The sequence below is a fragment of the Aeromonas sp. XH genome (assembly GCF_033348475.1).
In the GTDB taxonomy this organism is placed as follows: domain Bacteria; phylum Pseudomonadota; class Gammaproteobacteria; order Enterobacterales; family Aeromonadaceae; genus Aeromonas; species Aeromonas sanarellii.
The window spans coordinates 1156183-1177977 of sequence record NZ_CP137630.1; the positions used below are offsets into that span (position 1 = coordinate 1156183).

General features: G+C 61.7%; 20 protein-coding genes. 6 read left to right on the plus strand and 14 right to left on the minus strand.

The window, feature by feature from the left end; all coding sequences use genetic code 11:
- Positions 1 to 40: 40 nt before the first annotated feature.
- The gene (grcA, locus tag R2B70_RS05525) at positions 41 to 421 is read right to left on the minus strand and encodes an autonomous glycyl radical cofactor GrcA (RefSeq protein WP_216989790.1); all 381 of its coding nucleotides are present in this window, start codon (positions 419 to 421) and stop codon (positions 41 to 43) included.
- 622 nt (positions 422 to 1043) lie between these two features.
- Here grcA and ung point away from each other — a divergent pair.
- Positions 1044 to 1730 carry a uracil-DNA glycosylase gene (ung, locus tag R2B70_RS05530; protein ID WP_042078084.1) on the plus strand — a complete coding sequence of 229 codons (687 nt, stop codon included), beginning with the start codon at positions 1044 to 1046 and terminating at the stop codon, positions 1728 to 1730.
- A gap of 138 nt (positions 1731 to 1868) precedes the next feature.
- On the plus strand, positions 1869 to 2411 hold the full coding sequence (locus R2B70_RS05535) for a hemerythrin domain-containing protein (RefSeq protein ID WP_042078086.1): 543 nt from the start codon (positions 1869 to 1871) through the stop codon (positions 2409 to 2411).
- A gap of 89 nt (positions 2412 to 2500) precedes the next feature.
- Here the strand turns inward: R2B70_RS05535 and R2B70_RS05540 are convergent, their stop codons facing one another.
- The gene (locus R2B70_RS05540; protein WP_010673858.1) at positions 2501 to 2680 is read right to left on the minus strand and encodes a DUF3545 family protein; all 180 of its coding nucleotides are present in this window, start codon (positions 2678 to 2680) and stop codon (positions 2501 to 2503) included.
- Between the two features lie 181 nt (positions 2681 to 2861).
- Entirely contained in the window at positions 2862 to 3812 is a 951-nt protein-coding gene (tal, locus tag R2B70_RS05545) for a transaldolase (RefSeq protein ID WP_209793436.1), read from the minus strand.
- Between the two features lie 743 nt (positions 3813 to 4555).
- Between tal and R2B70_RS05550 the strand changes: the two genes are divergently transcribed.
- Complete coding sequence (locus tag R2B70_RS05550) at positions 4556 to 5995, plus strand: alanine/glycine:cation symporter family protein (RefSeq protein ID WP_042078088.1); 1440 nt, start codon at positions 4556 to 4558, stop codon at positions 5993 to 5995.
- 85 nt (positions 5996 to 6080) lie between these two features.
- On the opposite strand, the gene R2B70_RS05555 is transcribed toward R2B70_RS05550, so the two are convergent.
- Genes R2B70_RS05555 through R2B70_RS05565 form a run of 3 tightly spaced genes read right to left on the minus strand, consistent with a single transcriptional unit; the run spans position 6081 to position 9947 of the window.
- On the minus strand, positions 6081 to 8054 hold the full coding sequence (locus tag R2B70_RS05555; RefSeq protein WP_318162830.1) for a DUF3488 and transglutaminase-like domain-containing protein: 1974 nt from the start codon (positions 8052 to 8054) through the stop codon (positions 6081 to 6083).
- Entirely contained in the window at positions 8041 to 9027 is a 987-nt protein-coding gene (locus tag R2B70_RS05560) for a DUF58 domain-containing protein (RefSeq protein ID WP_318162831.1), read from the minus strand. Before R2B70_RS05560 ends, R2B70_RS05555 begins: the two co-directional genes overlap by 14 nt.
- Positions 9027 to 9947 carry an AAA family ATPase gene (locus tag R2B70_RS05565; protein ID WP_318162832.1) on the minus strand — a complete coding sequence of 307 codons (921 nt, stop codon included), beginning with the start codon at positions 9945 to 9947 and terminating at the stop codon, positions 9027 to 9029. Before R2B70_RS05565 ends, R2B70_RS05560 begins: the two co-directional genes overlap by 1 nt.
- Positions 9948 to 10165: 218 nt before the next feature.
- Here R2B70_RS05565 and blaMOX point away from each other — a divergent pair, with 218 nt between their 5' ends.
- The gene (blaMOX, locus tag R2B70_RS05570) at positions 10166 to 11314 is read left to right on the plus strand and encodes a CMY-1/MOX family class C beta-lactamase (protein WP_318162833.1); all 1149 of its coding nucleotides are present in this window, start codon (positions 10166 to 10168) and stop codon (positions 11312 to 11314) included.
- 65 nt (positions 11315 to 11379) lie between these two features.
- Here the strand turns inward: blaMOX and ruvX are convergent, their stop codons facing one another.
- The 7 genes from ruvX to metK form a co-directional block, all read right to left on the minus strand.
- Complete coding sequence (gene ruvX, locus R2B70_RS05575; RefSeq protein WP_012477381.1) at positions 11380 to 11802, minus strand: Holliday junction resolvase RuvX; 423 nt, start codon at positions 11800 to 11802, stop codon at positions 11380 to 11382.
- A gap of 57 nt (positions 11803 to 11859) precedes the next feature.
- Positions 11860 to 12414, minus strand: a complete 555-nt coding sequence (locus tag R2B70_RS05580) for a YqgE/AlgH family protein (RefSeq protein WP_318162834.1) — start codon at positions 12412 to 12414, stop codon at positions 11860 to 11862.
- 148 nt (positions 12415 to 12562) lie between these two features.
- Entirely contained in the window at positions 12563 to 13513 is a 951-nt protein-coding gene (gene gshB, locus R2B70_RS05585) for a glutathione synthase (protein ID WP_216989796.1), read from the minus strand.
- 122 nt (positions 13514 to 13635) lie between these two features.
- Positions 13636 to 14367, minus strand: a complete 732-nt coding sequence (gene rsmE, locus R2B70_RS05590; RefSeq protein ID WP_042078102.1) for a 16S rRNA (uracil(1498)-N(3))-methyltransferase — start codon at positions 14365 to 14367, stop codon at positions 13636 to 13638.
- A 62-nt stretch (positions 14368 to 14429) separates the two neighbouring features.
- Positions 14430 to 15122: an endonuclease gene (locus R2B70_RS05595; RefSeq protein WP_318162835.1), complete on the minus strand. Its 693-nt coding sequence runs from the start codon at positions 15120 to 15122 to the stop codon at positions 14430 to 14432.
- Positions 15123 to 15195: 73 nt separating this feature from the next.
- The gene (locus R2B70_RS05600) at positions 15196 to 15735 is read right to left on the minus strand and encodes a SprT family zinc-dependent metalloprotease (RefSeq protein WP_318162836.1); all 540 of its coding nucleotides are present in this window, start codon (positions 15733 to 15735) and stop codon (positions 15196 to 15198) included.
- Positions 15736 to 15803: 68 nt separating this feature from the next.
- A complete protein-coding gene (metK, locus tag R2B70_RS05605; RefSeq protein WP_318162837.1) occupies positions 15804 to 16955 on the minus strand; it encodes a methionine adenosyltransferase in 1152 nt (383 codons plus the stop codon).
- Positions 16956 to 17295: 340 nt separating this feature from the next.
- Here metK and tkt point away from each other — a divergent pair, with 340 nt between their 5' ends.
- The gene (gene tkt, locus R2B70_RS05610) at positions 17296 to 19287 is read left to right on the plus strand and encodes a transketolase (RefSeq protein WP_318162838.1); all 1992 of its coding nucleotides are present in this window, start codon (positions 17296 to 17298) and stop codon (positions 19285 to 19287) included.
- A gap of 559 nt (positions 19288 to 19846) precedes the next feature.
- Positions 19847 to 20527, plus strand: coding sequence for a site-specific DNA-methyltransferase (locus R2B70_RS05615; protein ID WP_318162839.1), 681 nt, complete (start codon positions 19847 to 19849; stop codon positions 20525 to 20527).
- 142 nt (positions 20528 to 20669) lie between these two features.
- On the opposite strand, the gene R2B70_RS05620 is transcribed toward R2B70_RS05615, so the two are convergent.
- Entirely contained in the window at positions 20670 to 21710 is a 1041-nt protein-coding gene (locus tag R2B70_RS05620; RefSeq protein ID WP_318161979.1) for an IS481-like element ISAs19 family transposase, read from the minus strand.
- Positions 21711 to 21795: the final 85 nt, after the last annotated feature.

Here is a 21795-nt window from a genome sequence, read left to right on the forward strand (position 1 = left end):
GAGCGGGCCGTTTTTTCATCATTTCGTTACGCAGAGTGACTTACAGGCTCTGGGTGAAGGTACGGGTCACCACGTCACGCTGCTGCTCCGGGGTCAGGGCGTTGAAGCGCACGGCGTAGCCGGAGACGCGGATGGTCAGCTGCGGGTACTTCTCCGGGTTGGCGATGGCGTCTTCCAGGGTTTCGCGGCGCAGCACGTTGACGTTCAGGTGCTGACCCCCCTCCACCACGGGTTCGCTCTGGACCGGCAGCTCACGGTATTCGAACTGACCCAGATCAGACAGGGCTACTTCCTGGTCGGCGGCGAAGCTGTCGCCCTTGGCACAGATGCAGCGAGCCTGTTGCTTCTCTTCGTCCAGCAGCCAGAAAGAGTTCAGCAGTGCGGCGTTGGCGGACTGGGTGATTTGGATGCCCTTGATCATGGTATGACTCCTCATAGGAAAGCGGATTCAACGGTAAGCACATTACCCTGATGTTTTTAAACCACCTCGCGGGAGGAATGATTTAACGGGGCCTTGCCTTACACCTTTACTTCGTTGGGGTCATGTATACCATGATGGTAATAATACGAAAATTGATCCACATCAATAAAATCGCGTTTTTCGCGAAATGAAAGGCATTAATTCATTGAGATTAATCAAAAAGAGATCATTTTTCTGATTTTGTAAGATATATGAATTATGCATTTTTCAATGATCATATCTAGTAATTTAACTACATCTTTGACCGTTATTTCCCGTCGAGGAGCTGGCCTGAGGTGTGTGCTGGCCGGTGCGGATGCTGGTTCCGGCCCCGGGGCCGGGCACAGCCCCTCCAGTGGTCATCACTGGGGATAGTCCAGCGGGGGGCAGGCCGGCCCCCTTCCCGGGCTCTGCTGACCGGGCTGCGGTTGCGTCTTGTCGCCCGGGCCCCTATCCTGAGCCCCTTGCTTCGTTGACCGGGGTGAAGCGGCGCCGGCCTGGACAGAAAGGTGGCGTCGGAGCAGGGGAGGCTGGTGCGCCAGCCTGGGTTGTCGATGTGGATTTGCAGAGAGAGGAGACGGGCGTGCTGACCTGGAAAGATGTGATTGGTTCGGAGAAAGAGCAGGAGTACTTCAAGGCGACCCTGGCGACCGTCAGGGCCGAGCGGGAAGCGGGCAAGGTGATCTATCCTCCGGCGACCGAGGTCTTCAACGCCTTCAAGCTGACCGAGCTGGACGAGGTCAAGGTGGTGATCCTGGGCCAGGATCCCTATCACGGCCCGGATCAGGCCCACGGCCTCTGCTTCTCGGTGCTGCCCGGGGTGCGCACGCCCCCCTCCCTGGTGAACATCTACAAGGAGATGCAGCGGGATCTGCCCGGTTTTGTCACACCGGATCACGGTTTTCTGGAGTCCTGGGCCAGGCAGGGGGTGTTGCTGCTCAATACGGTGTTGACGGTACAGGCGGGCATGGCCCACTCCCACGCCCATCTCGGCTGGGAGACCTTCACCGACAGGGTCATCGAGCAGATCAACGCCAGTCGCGAGGGGGTGGTCTTCCTGCTGTGGGGGGCCCACGCCCAGAAGAAGGGCCGCTTCATCGACAGGTCGCGCCACCATGTGCTGAGCGCTCCCCATCCCAGCCCGCTGTCCGCCCATCGTGGCTTCATCGGCTGCGGCCACTTCTCCGAGGCCAACCGCCTGCTCAGCCAGCAGGGGATGAGCCCCATCGACTGGCTCTCGGTCTGCAAGGCGCCGTCCGTGCCGGCCTGATGGCCCTGGTGCCGCCAGGCCGGGGAGCCATGCCGGAGGGGTGTTGTCTGCATCCGACTTGATTGAGTGCAAAGTTCGCGTGATAAATGACCGTATACTCGAGACAGCGTCTTTCTCAATTCAGTGCAAGGAGTGCCCATGTTATCCAGTCTGCATAAGGACCACCTCAACATCGCCAGGCTGCTGACGCTGCTCAAGCAGAAGCTGGCAGCCATTCGCAATGAACAGCCGGTGAGCTATTTCCTGCTTAGGGACGTGGTGGACTACCTTCGGGAGGTGTCCGACAAGTACCACCACCCGAAGGAGGACATGATTTACGACTATTACCTGAAATACCGGGTGGTGGAGGGGGAGGTGGCGAACCGGCTGCACGAGGAGCACGCTCGCCTGCTGGATGCGGGGACCGAGCTCAAGGAGATGGTGGAGATGATCCTGATGGATGCGGTGATCCCGCTGGATCAGTTCACCGCCAGGCTGGAGGAGTTCATCGCCCAGCAGGAAGCCCACATGAATTATGAGGAAGGGGTGATCTTCCCCCACCTGCGCGACTCCCTGACCGAGGATGACTGGCGCCACCTGGAGCAGCTCTGGCAGAACCGGGCCATCAATGATCCCCTGTTCGGCGCCGAGGTGAGCCAGCACTTCCGGGCGCTGGCCAAGCAGCTTTCGTTGCCCTCCTGATGCCGCCACACATAAAAACAGCGCCCCGGTCAAACCGGGGCGCTGTTTTTATGTGTCCACTCGTACGAGTGCGGCAAGGACGGAGGTTGTCACAGTTCCAGGTCGTCCGAGCCCTCATAGGCGATGTCGATGGCCTGCAGCTCCTTTTGCAGGCGGTGCTTGTCTTTAAGCGCCTCGATCTCACGCCATTTGCGTTTTTTTCCCGTTGTCCCGCGGCTACGTGAACCCAGCTCAACGACCTCGTCAAAATCGAAGTTGAACATGTCCATGGCTCCCTCCTTGGTTTTATGGTTTTCACCACCCGTATAACACGACGCCTTTGAAAATAAAACGTTTTTATGACGAAGTTGTGACAATCGAAAAGGTGGATAAAAAAACCGGGCTGCCCTTGCGGGAGCCCGGTTTTATCGGCTCAAGACCTGCCTGCCGAAGGTGGCCGGCAAGCGCCTGTTACAGGCGGCTGGCCAGCATGGTTTCCAGCTTGCCCTGGTCGACGGCGAACAGGCGGATGCCTTCCCCCAGCTTCTCGACGGCCATGGCGTCCTGGTTCAGTTCCCAGCGGAATTCGGCTTCGGTCATCGGGGTCGGCTTGGGCTTGCGCTCGCCGGTGTAGTCCAGCTTGCGGACCACGGTGCCTTCGGCCTTGCTCAGCTCTTCCAGCAACGCGGGGCCTATGGTCAGGCGGTCGCAGCCGGCCAGCTCCAGGATCTCGCCGGTGTTGCGGAAGCTGGCACCCATCACCACGGTCGGGTAGTCGTGCTGCTTGTAGTAGTCGTAGATGGCGGTGACGGAGACCACGCCCGGATCTTCGCTGGCGGTGTAGTCACGGTTGTGCTTGGCCTTGTACCAGTCGAGGATGCGGCCCACGAAGGGGGAGATCAGGAAGGCGCCGGCTTCGGCACAGGCACGGGCCTGGGCGAAGGAGAACAGCAGGGTCAGGTTGCACTGGATGCCCTCTTTCTCCAGCACCTCGGCGGCACGGATGCCCTCCCAGGTGGAGGCCAGCTTGATCAGGATGCGGTCGTTGCTGATGCCCGCTTCGTTGTAGAGACGGATCAGCTTGCGGGCCTTGGCGATGCTGGCGGCGGTGTCGAAGGAGAGGCGGGCGTCCACTTCGGTGGAGATGCGACCCGGGACGATTTTCAGCACTTCCAGGCCGATGTTGACCGCCAGCTTGTCGCCCGCGTCGATGATTTGCTGTGCCTTGTCCTGGCTCTGGGATTTGGCCCAGTTGATGGCGTCTTCGATCAGCGCCGCGTATTCGGGGATCTCGGATGCCTTCAACACCAGGGAGGGGTTGGTGGTGGCATCGATGGGCTGGTAGCGCTTGATGGCTTCGATATCGCCGGTATCGGCAACTACCGTGGTCAGGGCTTTCAGCTGGGTTAATTTATCGGCCATGGCAAATATCATCTCTTTATGAGGGCGCACTCTCTTGGTGAGGGCGCAGGCTCGGGGGTGGCGGGCGTGAGACGACAGTTCTGAAATAAAATTACAAAATCCCGGCGGCTCAGGCTCAGAAAGGCACGATGGGGGCGACCCATCACCATTGCCTGCCTAATTAATACGGATGCGGCGCTTCCTGCAATAGGGGCCCTTGTATGGGAATCAGCCAGGTGGTGAAAACGCTACCGATGCCTGAAGAAAAGTATTTGATAAAAAACGACTTTTATTGATTTCCCGGCAGCGGGTCAAGGCGTGAGCAGGCGCAGTTTTTTTGGCTGATTGGCAAATATGAGAACTGCGTCACATAAATATCATTGTCAGCTACTTGAAATTTAATTACGTGTAAAACGTTTTGCGTTTCAACCCCCTGTCAGCCCCCTCCCGAAGGCAAACGCTTGCCTCTCCTGGGAGCGTCATTTCCCCTCTCTTACCTCCATGGGGCTAATTGCAAAAAGGTTCTCTCTTGGCTCTAATCTTGTGGCCTCGGGAGGGGGAATCAATTTTTGTTGATTTTTTGCGTGCTAAATGAAGCTTTTTTGCACCAAATCGCTCGTTTTTTGTCTTTCCAGTGAGCCTTATCACTATTCTGAACTCCCTCGCTATGCTAGATTCCGCCCCTTCGGCGCAATGCTAATTCGGAAATTGACAGAGAGCGGTCAGCGCAGACTGGCCATGGATGTGATAACAACGAGAGAATTATGGACACCTTGATTGCAATGATTAACGACCTGATGTGGGGAGCCGTGCTCATTTACCTGCTGATCGGGGTCGGACTCTTCTTTACTTTCCGTCTGGGGTTTATCCAGATCCGCCACTTCGGCCACATGTTCTCGGTCTTGCGCAACAGCCGCAAATCCGACAGTGCCGGCATCTCTTCCTTCCAGGCGCTCTGTACCAGCCTGGCCGCCCGCGTGGGCACGGGCAACCTGGCCGGTGTGGCCGTCGCCATCTATCTGGGGGGCCCTGGCGCCGTGTTCTGGATGTGGCTGATCGCCTTCATCGGCATGTCCACCGCCTTCGTCGAGAGCACCCTGGCCCAGCTCTACAAGGTCAAGGACGAGGACGGCAACTACCGGGGCGGTCCCGCCTACTATATGGAGCGCGGCCTCGGCATGCGCTGGATGGGGGTGGTCTTCTCCCTCTGTCTGCTGCTGGCGTTCGGCCTGGTGTTCAACGCGGTGCAGGCCAACTCCATCAGCCTGGCGATGAACGTGGCGTTCGGCATCCCTGACTGGGTGAGCGGTCTGGCCCTGGTGGTGCTCTCCGGCCTCATCATCTTCGGCGGCATTCGCGGTATCGCCCGTTTCGCCGAGCTGGTCGTGCCCTTCATGGCGCTGGCCTACATCCTGATGGCGCTGTTCGTGGTGGTCATGAACATCGGCGAGCTGCCCGGCGTGCTGGCGCTGATCATCAAGTCTGCCTTCGGCATCGAGCAGGCGGGCTCCGGCGCCATGGGCTATGCCATCTCCCAGGCGATGATCAACGGCATCAAGCGCGGCCTCTTCTCCAACGAGGCGGGCATGGGATCTGCCCCCAATGCCGCCGCCACCGCCACCCCCTATCCGCCGCACCCGGCCTCCCAGGGCTATGTGCAGATGCTGGGGGTCTTCCTCGACACCATCGTCATCTGTACCTGTACCGCCGCCATCATCCTGATGTCCGGCCAGTTTGAGCCGGGCTCCGGCATCACAGGGGTGGAGCTGACCCAGCGGGCGCTCTCTTCCCAGATCGGCGGCGGTGGCAACATCTTCATCGCGGCGGCCATCTTCTTCTTCGCCTTCACCTCCATAGTCGCGAACTACTCCTATGCCGAGACCAACCTGGTCTTCCTCGAGCACAACCACAAGGGCGGCCTGATGCTGTTCAGGCTGTTCGTGCTGGGCATGGTGATGTTCGGTTCCGTGGGCGAACTGCCGACCGTCTGGGCCATGGCGGATGTCTCCATGGGTCTGATGGCCATCGTCAACCTCATCGCCATCCTGCTGCTCTCCGGCGTCGCCATCAAGCTGGCCAAGGACTACAACGACCAGCTCAAGCTGGGCCGCGTGCCGACCTTCGATGCCAACAGATACCCCGAGCTGCGCAGTCAGCTGGAAGAGGGGATCTGGGACAACCCGGGCAGAAGCAAACAGGCATGATGATTGCGTGATTGCAGTTGTTTGATAGCAAGAGGGAGCCAGTGGCTCCCTCTTTTTTATGCCACAGGGGCTGGCCGGCGTCTCCTCAGCGGTCGCGATCCCAGTCGCGGCAGGCCTGGCGCAGCCGTCGTTTCAGCTGGCGCAGGGTGCGTTGTCGCTGCGCCGCCGACAGGGGGGCATAACGCCAGCGCCGGTAGAGCCAGGCGCCCTGTTGCAGCGGCCGCGCCAGGGCGGGTCTGAGGCTGGCGAGCCGTTCGCACCAGCTGGCCAGGCTCTCCCCCGCCAGGGGTTGCCAGCCGTGGCGGGCGGCGCGCCGGCGCAGGGGCTGCCATAGCCGCAGCCGGATCGGGGCTGGGCCGGTCCAGAGCAGCAGGCCGCCCACCAGGCCGGCCACCCCTAGCAGGGCGGCCAGAATAAGCCAGTGGGTATGGCCTAAGAGCCCCGGCCAGCGTTGCCCCAGCCGTTGCCACAGGCTGGCGGCGTCATAGTTGAGCACCCGGCGGGCCCATTGGTAGTCGAGATTGGCCCCCCACCAGCGCAGCTGGTTGAGCAGGGCCCAGTGGCGATAGCGCTGCAGGGAGAGGGGGTCGGCGGCGGTGAACTCGCCGCCAAGGGCCGCCGGCATGCCCTCCTCGATGCGCCGGGGGGCTACCACGGCCGTGGGATCGAGCCGCTGCCAGCGGTCATTTTCATCCAGATATTCCACCCAGGCATGGGCATCGAACTGGTGCACCTCCAGATAGTTGCCCCTGGGATTCCACTCGCCGCCGAGGTAGCCGGTCACCAGCCGGGCCGGAATGCCGGCCGCCCGCAGCACGAAGGCGGTGGCCGTGGCGTAGTGACCGCAAAAGCCGCGCCGGCTCTCGAACAAGAAGTCATCCACCCCGTCCTGCCCCAGCCGCGGCGGCTGCAGGGTGTAGTAGAAGTCGCCTTCGCGAAACTCGCCGAGCAGGGCGGCGGCCAGCGCCCCGGCCCCCGGATGGCGGGTCTTGAGCCGCAGGGCGTAAGCCCGGGCCTTGGGGTTGCCGCCGGCGGGCAGTTGCAGGTTGAGGCGGCGGGCTGCCTGGCTGGCAGGCGGCGCCGTGGCGGCCGTGCTGACCCGATAGCTGATGCGACCATCCCCCCTGTCCTGGCGATAGAGGGTGGCGAGGGGACTCAAGGCGACAGGGCCGCTCAGCACCTCGGGGTCGGCCAGGGCCAGGGTCCAGCGGTGGCGCTGGGGTTCGGCGATCACTTGGTAACCGCCGGCGGGCAGCGGCGTCACCGGGCTTGCCGATGGCTGCCCCCGCGTGGGTTGGGACTGCTGCCAGCGGCGCACCTGGTCGCTGAGCAGCCAGCGCCGGCCATCGAACAGCTCCTGGCGCATCAGCGGGAAGTAGCGCTCCCCCGGCGGGGGCGGCGCTTCGGCGAAGCTGATGCGAAAGGCCAGCTCTGAGGAGTTGACCAGCTCGCCGATGTCGCCGGGGGCCACCTCTTCAGAGAGGCCGGAAAGAGCCCGGCTGCTGCTCGGCATCTGCCAGAGCGGCGCTAGCCTCGGCAGCAGCAGGAACAGGGTGAGCAGCAGGGGGCCGGCCAGCAGCAGGATGATCCCGGCACTGCGCCACAGCCGTCGGCCGAGGGGCTGCACCGCCGCCAGCAGGGTGGTGACCGCCAGCCAGAGCGCTCCCGCCATCGCCAGGGCCCAGCCCATGCTCTGCCGTTGCACCAGCGCCAGCGCGACGAGAAAGAAGGCGAGCAGCAGCACCTGCTCCACATCCCGCTCCCGGCGCACCTCGACGAGCTTGAGGCCGTAGCCGAGCCAGAGCAGGTTGATGAGGGCCGGCAGGGTGCCGAGCTGGCGCCACTGCCAGGCCAGCAGTGCCACGCTGAGCATGGCCAGCAGTGCGAGCATGGTGGCGGGCGGGGGACGCCAGCCCCGCCACAGCATCATGGCCCGCACGCCCAGGGTGAGCAGCGAGACGGCCACGACCCAGAGCAGCAGCTGGGGCCAGAGGGCCGGGATCAGCAACAGTTGCAGCAGGGCGAGGAGCGGCAGCAGGCGCCGGTTATCGAGCAGCATCGGTGTCGGCCTCCTGCGCAGGATCCTCGGCATCGACGCGGGCCAGGTCCAGCCGGCAGCGCTGGAGGAAGGCGGGGTCGCAGCCCGGTCCCAGCATCCGGCCCGCCAGGGTCAGGGTGAAGGGGATGCCCCGCCTGGCATAGTCGCCGCACCACCAGGCGAGCACCGCCAGCCGCTGCTCCAGATCCCGGCCGCCGACCCGCTGCAGGCTGAGGTTGGTATCATCCTGCCCCGGCTCGCAGAATTGTTTCACCAGCAGGCCGCGTCCCTGGGCGAGCTGCTTCCAGGCGACCCGGCTCAGCGGCTCCCCGCCCTGGTGGGCCCGCAGCGTGTCGAAATCCCCCACCGAGGCCGGGGTGGGCTGCCCCCGGCTGCCCGCCGCATCGCTCGTGGCTTCCCCGCGCAGGGGGCCGTACTCGGGGGCCGGGGCGAGCCAGCCCTCCAGTTGCAGGTCCAGCAGGGACCAGCAGCGAAACAGGCCCAGGGGGTAGCGGCTCTCCACCCGCAGCCTCTCCAGCGGCAGGCGTCCGCGCCGGATGCCCTGCACCGGCAGGAGCAGGGGTTGGGGGACCGCATCGGCCTGCGCCAGCCAGAGCCGCCCCTCGTTCAGGGAAAATTGCAGCGCCTGCAGCGGCCGTTCGCTGCGCACCGTGATGGGCATGGGCAAGGGGTTGCCCGCCTCACTCAGCACGGCAGGCCCCCCCAGCAGAGACAGTCCCAGCAGGTTGCGGTGGGTGAGCCACATGGTGACCATGAACAGGCTGCCGAGAGCGTAGGCCACCAGCAGCACCAGGTTGTTCTGGTAGTTGGTGCCGAGCAGATAGATGGCCAGCATCACCAGCAGATAGCAGAGGCCGAGCCGGGTAGGCAGGATGAACAGGCTGCGCGAGCCCAGGGTGATCTGGCGTGCCGGCGGGATGCGCCGGGCCAGCCAGCGTCGCTGCCACCCGGCTCTGCGCTGGCGCCAGCTCATCAGGGGCGATCCGGATCGACCCGGGCCAGCAGGCGCTGGCTCAGGGGGCAGGCCTCACCGCGCTGCACCCCGAAGCTGCCCCTGAGCCTGTGCTCGGCCACGTAGGGGAAGACGGCCTGCACATCCTCCACGCTGACGAAGCGGCGACCCGCCACCAGGGCCCAGGCCCGGCTCACCGCCAGCAGGGTCTGGGCGGCGCGGGGCGAGAGCGGCTGTGGCAGCTCGGCATCGAAGCGGCTCTGCTGCACCAGGGCCAGCAGGTAGTCGAGGCTGGCATCGGAGAGGTGGATCTGCGCCGCCTCGGCCTGCAGGGCGGCGAGGTCTGCGGCATCCAGCTGGCGCTCGAGGGGGCTGGTCTGACTGGCCCCGCGCAGCAGCCGCCGCTCCGCCTCCGGGGTCGGAAAGCCGAGGGAGAGGCGCACGGCGAAGCGGTCGAGCTGGGATTCCGGCAGGGGATAGGTGCCCGATTGATCCGCCGGGTTCTGGGTGGCGATGACGAAGAAGGGGGAGGGGAGCGGGTGACTCTGTCCTTCGATGCTCACCTTGCCCTCGGCCATGGCCTCCAGCAGGGCGCTCTGCACCTTGGGGCTGGCGCGGTTGATCTCGTCCGCCAGCAGCACCTGGGCGAAGACGGGGCCCGGGTGAAAGCGAAACTGCTGCTGGTGGGCATCAAAGATCTGCAGCCCCAGCAGGTCGGCCGGCAGCAGATCGGCGGTGAACTGCACCCGCCGGCAGTCGAGCCCCAGCACCTGCGCCAGGGCGTGGGCCAGGGTGGTCTTGCCCATGCCGGGCAGATCCTCGATCAGCAGGTGGCCCCGGGCCAGCAGGGTCACCAGGGCTATCCTGAGCTGCAACGGCTTGCCGAGGATCACCTGCTCCAGTGCCGTCAGCAGCCGGGTTATCTGTGGTTGTGTCTGCACGCGCGCCTCCCTCTTCGTTGCCGCCCCTACAGCTTATACGCCAGCCGCCGGGCAAGGGGGGCAAGTCATGGATAACCCATTGAAACTGGGCTATTTGAACGCCGACTTCACATCGGCTTCACAGAGCCTCATATTGCGCACACCTTGCGGGATTAGGCTGGGAGCACTGCCAGGTACCCAGGCAGCACATTCGACTTATGACGAGAGGAGTAGACCCGATGCAACAACGACAATCCATCCTGTGGGGGGCCGTGGCCACCCTGATGTGGGCCGGTCTGGCCCATGCAGGTGAGGCTTCACCGGTCGATCCCCTGCGCCCCGTGGTGGATGCCAGCATCCAGCCGCTGCTCAAGGAGCACAGGATCCCGGGCATGGCGGTGGCCGTGCTCAAGGATGGCAAGGCCCACTACTTCAATTACGGGGTGGCCAACCGGGAGAGCGGGGCCGGCGTCAGCGAGCAGACCCTGTTCGAGATAGGGTCCGTGAGCAAGACCCTGACTGCGACCCTGGGGGCCTATGCGGTGGTCAAGGGAGCGATGCAACTGGATGACAAGGCGAGCCGGCATGCCCCCTGGCTCAAGGGATCCGCCTTTGACAGCATCACCATGGGGGAGCTTGCCACCTACAGCGCCGGAGGCCTGCCGCTGCAATTCCCCGAGGAGGTGGATTCACCCGAGAAGATGCGCGCCTACTACCGCCAGTGGACCCCTGTCTATTCGCCGGGCTCCCATCGCCAGTACTCCAACCCCAGCATAGGGCTGTTCGGCCACCTGGCGGCGAGCAGCCTGAAGCAGCCGTTTGCCCCCTTGATGGAGCAGACCCTGCTGCCCGGCCTCGGCATGCACCACACCTATGTCAATGTGCCGAAGCAGGCCATGGCGAGTTATGCCTATGGCTATTCGAAAGAGGACAAGCCCATCCGGGTCAACCCCGGCATGCTGGCGGACGAGGCCTATGGCATCAAGACCAGCTCGGCGGATCTGCTCGCCTTCGTGAAGGCCAACATCAGCGGGGTTGATGACAAGGCGTTGCAGCAGGCCATCTCCCTGACCCACCAGGGGCATTACTCGGTAGGCGGGATGACCCAAGGGCTGGGTTGGGAGAGTTACGCCTATCCCGTCACCGAGCAGATATTGCTGGCGGGCAATTCGGCCAAGGTGATCCTCGAAGCCAATCCGACGGCGGCTCCCCGGGAGTCGGGGAGCCTGGTGCTCTTCAACAAGACCGGCTCGACCAATGGCTTTGGCGCCTATGTGGCCTTCGTGCCGGCCAGGGGGATCGGCATCGTCATGCTGGCCAATCGCAACTATCCCATCCCGGCCAGGGTGAAGGCGGCCCACGCCATCCTGGCGCAGTTGGCCGGGTGACAGAAAGAGGGCGACACATTCGGTGAATGTGCCGCCCTTTTTCTGGTGCTGGGGGAATACCCCCGTTAGTCGTACTGCTCTTCCATCCAGGCCTCGACGATGAGCTGGGCGGAGACGCCATCCACGCTGCCCTTGTCCAGGGCCTTGTAGCCGCCACGCTCGAACAGGCGGGCGCGTGCATCCGTGGTGGTGAGCCGTTCGTCCTTGAACTCCACCGGCTTGCCGAAGCGGCCGTGCAGGCGGTTGCCAAACTTGCGGGCCCGCACCGTGATCTCCTGATCCGTGCCGTCCATGTTGAGCGGCAATCCCACCACCAGCAGGTCCGGCTGCCACTCCTTGAGCAATTTCTCTATCTCGTCCCAGTTGGGGATGCCGTCGTTGGCCTTGAGGGAACGAAGGGGGCGGGCACTGCCGGTGATCTCCTGGCCGATGGCGACACCTATGCTCTTGGTGCCGTAATCAAAGCCCATGATGCTGCGTGATGACATGGGGTTCCTTACAACGGAATGAGTAAAAGGGGCCCTTGGGGCCCGCTTGGTACAAGGCTAGCTATGCCCCACCTGGCTGGAGAGATGCAGGGGATTGACGCCTATGCTCGCGGCGGCCTGTTGCCAGCGCAGGTGGATGGGGGTGTCGAAGACCAGTTTGGGATTGGGCGGGATCACCAGCCAGGCGCCATCCGCCAGCTCCTGCTCCAGCTGCCCTGCGCGCCAGCCGGCGTAGCCGAGGGCCACCAGCCAGTGGTCAGGGGCTTGGTCGGTGCCCAGGGTCTCGAGGATGTCCTTGGAGGTGGTGACCATGATCTCGTCGCTCACCTGCAGGGTGGAGTTGAAGCCCGGGCGGAAGCTGTGCAGCACGAAGCCGCGATCCCCGTGCACCGGGCCGCCCTGCAGCACCGGCTGCTTCATCTCGGCCGTATCGGGGGGGCTCAGCTTGAGCTTGGTCAGCATGGTGTCCAGGGACATGTCGACCGGAATGTTGACCACCAGGCCCATGGCGCCTTCGCTGCTGTGCTCGCACAGGTAGACCAGGGAGCGCTGGAAATAGGCGTCCGTGAGGCTCGGCATGGCGAGCAGGAAGTGATTTTGCAATGTCTGCATAGAGTGCATAGGACTAATAGTGCAAAGGTAGTTGGGGTGATTATGGCAGTTAGGGGCGGCAGGCAAAACCGCTTTTTGCGACCGGGGAAGGCGGTGGATCGCCCCGGCGCAAGGGGATGAACGGGGCCTTTGAAGACCCCGGTCGGTTTTATTTACCCAGTCGGCGCTCGATGGCATCCATCAGCATGGCGCTGATGTGCACCGGGAAGGCCGCCTCTATCTCGCGGATGCAGGTGGGACTGGTGACGTTAATCTCGGTCAGGCGATCGCCGATGATGTCGAGGCCGACGAAGATGAGCCCCTTCTCCTTGAGGGTCGGGCCCACCGCGCGGGCAATGGCCCAGTCGGCCTCGCTCAGGGGACGGGCCTCGCCACGGCCGCCGGCCGCCAGGTTGCCGCGGGTCTCCCCCTGGGCCGGGATGCGCGCCAGGCAGTAGGGCACCGGCTCGCCGTCCACCACCAGCACCCGCTTGTCCCCCTCCTTGATGGCGGGCAGATAGGTCTGGGCCATGCAGTACTGGCTGCCGTGAGCGGTGAGGGTCTCGATGATGACGCCGACGTTGGCGTCATCCTCCTTCATGCGGAAGATGGAGGCGCCGCCCATGCCGTCCAGGGGCTTGAGGATCACGTCCTTGTGCTCGGCGTGGAAGGCGCGCAGCTTGTCGGCGCGGCGGGTCACCAGCGTGGTCGGGGTGTGCTCGGCAAACCAGGCGGTGTAGAGCTTCTCGTTGGCGTCGCGCAGGCTCTGGGGCTTGTTGACGATGAGGCAGCCCTCGTCCTCGGCCCGCTCCAGCATGTAGGTGGCGTAGATGAACTCGGTGTCGAAGGGGGGATCCTTGCGCATCAGGATCACGTCCAGGGTGGAGAGGGGCTGATCCACCACCTCGCCCAGGGTGAACCAGTGGGCGTAATCATGCCTGACGGTGAGCGGACGCATGGTGCCAAACGCCCGTCCAGCCTCCATGTAGAGATCCTTCATCTCCAGATAGAACAGCTCATAGCCGCGCTTCTGCGCCTCTTCGAGCATGGCGAAGCTGGAGTCCTTCTTGATGTTGATGGACGAGATGGGGTCCATCACGATGCCGAGTTTGATGGTCATCCGAATTTCCTTCTGGTGGCTCGATTGGGTGTGATGACCCCCTCCCTGCCTCCCCCTTCACAAGGGGGAGGGACCTGTTGCTCCCTCCCCTGCGAAGGGGAGGGCCGGGATGGGGTCGGCTGTCAGGCCAGATCGCCGAAGCGACACTGCAGCGCCGTGATGGCGGTCAGGGCGGCGGTCTCGGTGCGCAGCACCCGAGGCCCCAGCAGCATCTCCTTGAAGTCTTCCTGCACGGTACGGGCGATCTCGTCGCTGGACAAGCCCCCTTCCGGGCCGATCAGCAGGCGCACCCCGTGCTCCGGTACCGGCAGGGTGTTGATGCTGTAGGGCGCCCGCGGGTGCAGGTTGAGCTTGAGCTCTTTCGTTTCTTCCGCGAGCCAGGCGTCCAGCTCCATGGGCATGCGCACCTCGGGCACGGTATTGCGGCCGCACTGCTCGCAGGCGCTGATCACCACCTTCTGCCACTGCTCGCGCTTCTTCTCCAACCGATCCGCCGGCAGCTTGACGCCGCAGCGCTCGGAGAAGAGCGGGGTGATGCAGGTGACGCCGAGCTCCACGGACTTCTGGATGGTGAAGTCCATCTTGTCGCCGCGGCTGATCACCTGGCCCAGGTGAATGGCAAGGGGCGATTCCACCGACTGGGTGTCGCAACGGTCGATGCGCACCTCCACCGACTTTTTGCCCACATTCGTGATGGTGGCGGGGTACTGGTGGCCGTCGCCGTTGAACAGTTCGAGCTGCTGGCCTGGCTGCATGCGCAGCACCCGGCCGATGTGGTTGGCGCCGTCTTCCGACAGGGCCAGTGTCTGGCCCGCCTGCAGGGGGGCCGGTTCATAGATACGTGGGATGCGCATGGCTCAATTCTGTCTCTCGCTCAAGGGAAGGGATGTTAAATCCCTTGTGCCCATAGATGGGGCTATTGGCACTGCTTTTCAATGAAGGGGTTGGTATTGCCCTGCAGTTTGCCGATGCGGCGGTTGCGCTCGCACTCCCAGCGATCCGCCGGATAGAGGCGATCCCAGGCCTCGAACAGTTTACGCTGTTGGGCGGCGAGGCGCAGCCCGTACTGCTCGCTCATGTAGAGATAGGCACGGGCGATCTGGCCACGCACCGGCCCCTTGGGCGGCTGCACCCGGCGCTCCTTGAAGTCCACCAGCATCTGGCACTTGCCGTACTGGTTCGGCTTGCCGTTCCAGTCGGAGAAGCGGAAGTTCGCCCGATCGCCGTTCACCTCGCCGATGGCGGGGAAGAGGTTGTGCATGTCCCCCTCCATCCTGTTGAACTCGTCGCTCTTGCCGCAGTTCTTGCGGCCCCCCTCCTGCCAGCACTGCAGCTGGTGGCCGAACTCCCAGGCGGGTACCACGTGCTCCCACTCGATGCGCGAGGCCCGCTCGGCCTGCTTGCGCGGCAGGTAGCCGCAACTCTCCCAATCGGGGGCCATCTTCTTGCCGCTGAACTTGATGTTGCAGCCGCAATAGAAGGTGGTGGGGTGGCTCTGGTAGAGCTTGTTCAGATCCTGTTTGGCGGCGCGAAAGGTCTGGATGTTGTCGGCATGGGCCGGGGCGCTGACCAGCAGGGCCAGGCAGAGGGAGAGCAGAGGGCGAAACATGAATATCCTTGGCAATGAAACAGTTGAGTGAAGAGGATGCGCACACTATCACAGGGGCGCGACACAGGGTGACTCAATCCGCCGTGGTGTCGCGCTGCCACACCAGGGGCTGGCGACAGCGACGGCAGTGATAGCGGGCCTCGCCGCGCATCACCTTGTTGTGGCGGCGCACCGAGAGGGGATGCTGCTGGCAGGCGCAGGCGTAAACGAAGGTGCGCTGGGTCAGCACGCCGAGATCGAAGCTGTGGGTGGTGCTGGGCTCGAGGCCGAACAGCTCCCGCATCACCGACTGCCACTGGCGGCCGTGGGGCAGTACCCGGCTCTTGCCGCGCCCCTCTCCCCAGAGCGCATGGACCAGCAGGTGCGCCACCTCGTGGGGCACCACTTCCCTGAGAAACGCCTGCTGATTGGCCTGATAGAGCGTCGGATTGAAACGCAGCTCCCAGGTCTGCAGCCGAGCCGATCCTGCCGCCCGGCCCCGCATATTGCAGTGGACCTGCGGGCGGGGGAAGGGGCGGCCAAGGCGCGTTTCGGCCTGCACAAAGCAGGCCTCGACGCGCGCGAGCAGCGTCTCGATGAGGGCGGGGTCGAGCCGGGTAGCGGTGGCAGGCATGGGATCCTCGGGACAGGACACAAAAGCAAAAGGGGAGCCAGGCTCCCCTTTCATCACGACAGCGTGTCTTACAGACCGGCGGCGGAACGCAGCAGCTCTGCCTTGTCGGTCTTCTCCCAGGGGAACTCGTCGCGGCCGAAGTGGCCGTAGGCGGCGGTTGCCTGGTAGATCGGACGCTTCAGATCCAGCATCTCGATGAGGCCGTACGGGCGCAGTTCGAAGAACTCGCGCACCAGCTTGACCAGCAGCTCCTCGGCCACCTTGCCGGTACCGAAGGTCTCGACGCTGATGGAGGTCGGCTCGGCCACGCCGATGGCGTAGGAGACCTGCACTTCACAGCGATCCGCCAGACCCGCGGCGACGATGTTCTTGGCCACGTAGCGGGCGGCGTAGGCGGCGGAACGGTCCACCTTGGACGGGTCCTTGCCGGAGAAGGCGCCACCACCGTGACGGGCCATGCCGCCGTAGGTATCGACGATGATCTTGCGACCGGTCAGGCCGCAGTCACCCATGGGGCCGCCGATGACGAAACGGCCGGTCGGGTTGATGAAGTACTTGGTGTCCTTGGTGATCCACTCGGCCGGCAGCACCGGCTTGATGATCTCTTCGCGCACCGCTTCCACCAGGTCCTTGTGGCTGATGGAGTCGCAATGCTGGGTGGAGAGGACCACGGCATCGACACCCAGGATCTTGCCTGCGTCGTCGTAGGCGAAGGTCAGCTGGCTCTTGGCATCCGGGCGCAGCCACGGCAGGGTGCCGTTCTTGCGCACTTCTGCCTGACGCTTCACCAGCAGGTGAGAGTAGGTGATGGGCGCGGGCATCAGCACGTCGGTTTCGTTGGTGGCGTAACCGAACATCAGGCCCTGGTCACCGGCACCCTGCTCGTACGGGTCGGTACGGTCGACGCCCTGGTTGATGTCCGGGGACTGCTTGCCGATGGCGTTCAGCACGGCGCAGGAGTCGGCGTCGAAGCCCATATCGGAGTGGGTGTAACCGATCTCGCGCACGGTGTCGCGCACGATCTGCTCGATGTCGACCCAGGCAGAGGTGGTTACTTCGCCGGCGACCATCACCATGCCGGTCTTGACCAGGGTTTCACAGGCGACGCGCGCCTTGGTGTCCTGTTCCAGGATGGCGTCCAGCACCGCATCGGAGATCTGGTCGGCGATTTTATCGGGATGGCCTTCGGAGACCGACTCGGAAGTAAACAGCTTTGCCATGTTTGGTTCTCAATTCGTAAGGGTTATCGCCTTGGCCATAACCGGATAATGACAGGATGACTGTAGAGGTATCTACATCTGGACGTCTATTTTAATTAGGTCACCGGGTGATTGCCAGCACTATTTGGGGTTGGAGTCGACCGGGCCAAGGCTCGGGGTGGATCCACCCCCATGGGGGTAAACGAGGGGGCGGATTGAATCGTTTTCCCGCAGCAGAAAAGCGATTGTGCTCCCAAAGCCACTTTATTCGCCCAGATAATATTTGCACGCCGCGCCCCCTGCTGGGACAATAACGCGCCTTAATCTTGGCCATCAAATGAAGCAATCGCAGGAGATACAGATGCCTTCTCGTAAAGAGCTTGCCAATGCCATTCGCGCATTGAGTATGGATGCCGTTCAAAAAGCCAACTCCGGTCACCCGGGCGCCCCCATGGGAATGGCGGATATCGCTGAAGTGCTGTGGCGCAGCCACCTGAAACACAACCCGAACAACCCCAAGTGGGCCGACCGCGACCGTTTCATTCTCTCCAACGGCCACGGCTCCATGCTGCTGTACTCCCTGCTGCACCTCTCCGGTTATGACCTCTCCATCGACGATCTGAAAAACTTCCGCCAACTGCACTCTCGCACCCCGGGTCACCCGGAGTACGGTTATGCGCCGGGCGTCGAGACCACCACGGGTCCGCTGGGTCAGGGCATCACCAACGCAGTCGGCATGGCGATCGCCGAGAAGGCCATGGCCGAGCAGTTCAACCAGCCGGGCTTTGATGTCGTCGACCACTACACCTACGCCTTCATGGGCGACGGCTGCCTGATGGAAGGCATCTCCCACGAGGCCTGCTCCCTGGCCGGCACACTGGGTCTGGGCAAGCTGATCGCGTTCTGGGATGACAACGGTATCTCCATCGACGGTCACGTGGAAGGCTGGTTCACCGACGACACTCCCAAGCGCTTCGAAGCCTACGGCTGGCACGTCATCCCGGCCGTCGACGGTCACAACCCTGAGGCCATCAACGCTGCCATCGAAGCCGCCAAGGCCGAGACCGGCAAGCCGACCCTGATCTGCTGCCGCACCATCATCGGTTACGGTTCCCCGAACAAGTCCGGCTCCCACGACTGCCACGGCGCACCGCTGGGCAACGACGAGATCGCCGCCGCCCGTGCCTTCCTGAAGTGGGACCACGCGCCCTTCGTCATCCCGTCCGAGATCGCCGCCGAATGGAACGGTCAGGAGAAGGGCGCCAAGCTCGAATCCGACTGGGCTGCCAAGTTCGCCGCCTATGAAGCCGCTCACCCGGCCCTGGCTGCCGAGTTCAAGCGCCGCACCGCAGGCGACTTGCCGGCCAACTGGGCCGCAGAATCCGCCAAGATCATCGAAACCCTGCAGGCCAACCCGGCCAAGATCGCGACCCGCAAAGCCTCCCAGAACTCCCTGGAAGCCTTCGGCAAGCTGCTGCCGGAATTCATGGGCGGCTCCGCCGACCTGGCTCCGTCCAACCTGACCATGTGGTCCGGCTCCAAGTCCCTGACTCCCGAGAGCGCCGCAGGCAACTACATCCACTACGGCGTGCGCGAGTTCGGCATGTCCGCCATCATGAACGGCATCGCCCTGCACGGTGGTTTCATCCCCTACGGCGCCACCTTCCTGATGTTCATGGAGTACGCCCGCAACGCCCTGCGCATGGCCGCCCTGATGAAGCAGCGCGCCATCTTCGTCTACACCCACGACTCCATCGGTCTGGGTGAAGATGGCCCGACTCACCAGCCGGTCGAGCAGATCGCCTCCCTGCGTCTGACCCCGAACATGAGCACCTGGCGTCCCTGTGACCAGGTAGAGTCCGCCATCGCCTGGAAACACGCCATCGAGCGTACCGACGGCCCGACCTCCCTGATCTTCTCCCGTCAGAACCTGGCCCAGATGGACCGCACCGCCCAGCAACTGGCCGATGCCGCCAAGGGTGGTTACGTGCTGAAGGATTGCGCCGGTACTCCGGAGCTGATCCTGATCGCCACCGGTTCCGAAGTGGAGCTGGCCGTGGCCGCCTATGAGCAGCTGACTGCCAAGGGCCGTGCCGTGCGCGTGGTCTCCATCCCGTCTACCGACGTGTTCGACGCCCAGTCCGCCGAGTACAAGGAGTCCGTCCTGCCGGCCGCCGTCACCAAGCGCGTGGCCATCGAAGCGGGCATCGCCGACTACTGGTACAAGTACGTGGGCTTTGGCGGCAAGATCATCGGCATGCGCACCTTCGGTGAGTCCGCCCCGGCCGAGCTGCTGTTCAAGGAATTCGGCTTTACCGTGGAAAACGTGGTTGCGACCGCTGAATCCCTGTAATCGCTGATTGCTTGGTACTGAACTGAAAAGCGCCTCCCGAGGGAGGCGCTTTTTTACATGGCAGATATTACGCCTGCTTAGGGCTTCTTAGTCTATGTAATTCAAATCACATAATGACAAGGATCTCAAAACAGAATAAAAAGGCTTCATACAGCCCCCTTTCAGCAGTAGATTAGGCATCAGTTTTGATATTTTTAATATCATTACTATGAGATAGAAATCAGAGTATTGATGAACTCTGAAATTATAAAAGCCTAAAATAGGGAGTATTTAGATGCCTTGCCAATGTTGTGGTCAACGATTGAATATCGGAGTTTTACATAAGTACAATGAGCTAGGTCATGAATACAAGTCTTGTCCTCGTTGTTCTGACACAAATGGTAGTGAACATGTTTTTCATCGTCATCCAGAGGCTTTTGGCCAAACCCCTGCACGTGTGACGGAGACGAACCCTCAAGGTGATCAAAGCTACTGTGTCGATTGTCGGACATTAGACCCAGGGGCTCCATCAACGGTATACTTGAATGGCAAACTTTGTAGTTCTTTTTAAGTAGGGAAAATGAAGCTATTTCGTGATGACGCAGTGAACTGGTTGTCAACGCTTGCGGATGCAAGCGTTGATCTTATTATAACTGACCCCCCTTATGAATCTCTTGAAAAGCACCGAAAAATAGGAACTACTACCCGCCTAAAAATAAGTGATGGTTCGAGTAATCAATGGTTTGATATTTTCCCAAATGAACGTTTTGAAGAATTATTTGTAGATATTTATCGTGTGCTAAAGAAAAACTCACATTTTTATTTATTTTGTGATCAAGAAACAATGTTTCATGTCAAACCTATAGCAGAAAAAGTTGGCTTTAAGTTTTGGAAGCCGATTGTATGGAATAAAATGGCAATTGGGATGGGATATCATTATAGGGCAAAATATGAATTTATCCTTTTCTTCGAAAAGGGGAAAAGAAAATTAAATGACCTAGGTATACCTGATGTCTTGGAGTGCAAACGCGTACATCGTGGCTATCCCACAGAGAAACCAGTTGCATTATTGGAGACTCTTATATCACAGAGCTCTGGTCATGGTGACTTGGTAGTAGACCCATTTTTTGGTTCTGGTTCAACTTTGGTTGCAGCTGAAAATCTCGGTAGAAAAGCAATGGGATGTGATATTTCTCATTCAGCTCACGAGCATTTGAATACAAGAATGGAAAACTATTTAAATTTCGACAAAGTCGTATAATTATTACATCTTTCAGCCTTTATTTTTTATAACATGGAGTGTTTGTTTATTTTTATATACATTTTAGTTTCAGTAAAAAATACACCGACATTATGTACAGATCTAGTTATCACCTGACACCGGCCTCAAACCGGTGTCTTGTTTACGCTACTTTAGTGCGCACTTCCTTCGGTATCAATTTCAGACCCTTCTTGAACATGCTGTAAGGCGTCTGTCCCTCCATCATCCTGCCCTGATGTGGCCGCTGGGTGTTGTAGTGTTCCAGGTAGCTATCCAGGTCTGTCTGCATCTGCTCTACCGACTCATACCAGGTCGTCCTCCCCTTGATACGGAAGTGTTCATCCAGCAGTGTGCGATGCAGCCGTTCGATAAAGCCGTTGCTCTGCGGCCTGCGTACCTTGGTTGTCCGGTGCTCAATCCCCTCCAGTTGCAGGAACAGCTCGTAGGGATGGTGGTCAGCTCGTCCACAGAACTCGCGCCCGTTATCCGACAGGATGGTATAGACCCGTGCCTCGTGGGCCTCGAAAAACGGCAGTACCGTTTCATTGAGCACATGAACCGAGGTCACCGGCAGCTTGCTGGTGTAGAGCCGTCCCCAGGCGTGGCGGCTATAGCAGTCCAGCACGGTTTGCAGATACACCTTGCCAACCCCCTTGAGCGCGCCGACGAAGAAGGTGTCGACCGCCACCAGTTCTCCGGTGTAGTGAACCTCAATCTGGCGTTCGCGAAACTCGGGGCTGAAGCGTTCGAGCAGGCGAATCTGCTCGTCATTGAGCTCAATGGTCTGCTCCCGGTGAGTTTTCTCAAGGCGCAGCAAGCGGTCGTGTTTGGAGAGCAAGTCGTGCCGTTGCCACACGCCACGCACACCGCCCGCACTGACATTGATGCCTTGCAGAGCCAGTTCTTGCGCGACCCGCAGCGGGCCATGAGTTGGTCTGGTGAGGGAGTAATCGAGGATGGCGTGTTCAATCTCGGGAGCGACCCGATTGGGATGAGCCCCTTTACAGCCGGGCAATTTGTCGAGCAAGCCCTCGGCGCCATAGGTCTGGTAATTACGGCGAATTTCGTAGAACTGCTGACGGCTGTAGCCGATGAGCTTGCAGGCTTTGCTGACATTATTGAGCTCTTTGGCGAGCTCTAGCAGGCTGAGTTTGCGACGTGCTACTTTCTCGTTGGTGGTCATACGGTGACTCCAGATAACACGGTAGGGGTACCGTTTTGTTATCCGGTTTGAAGCCGTATGACCACTCCCTTTTGTGGGCAACTGT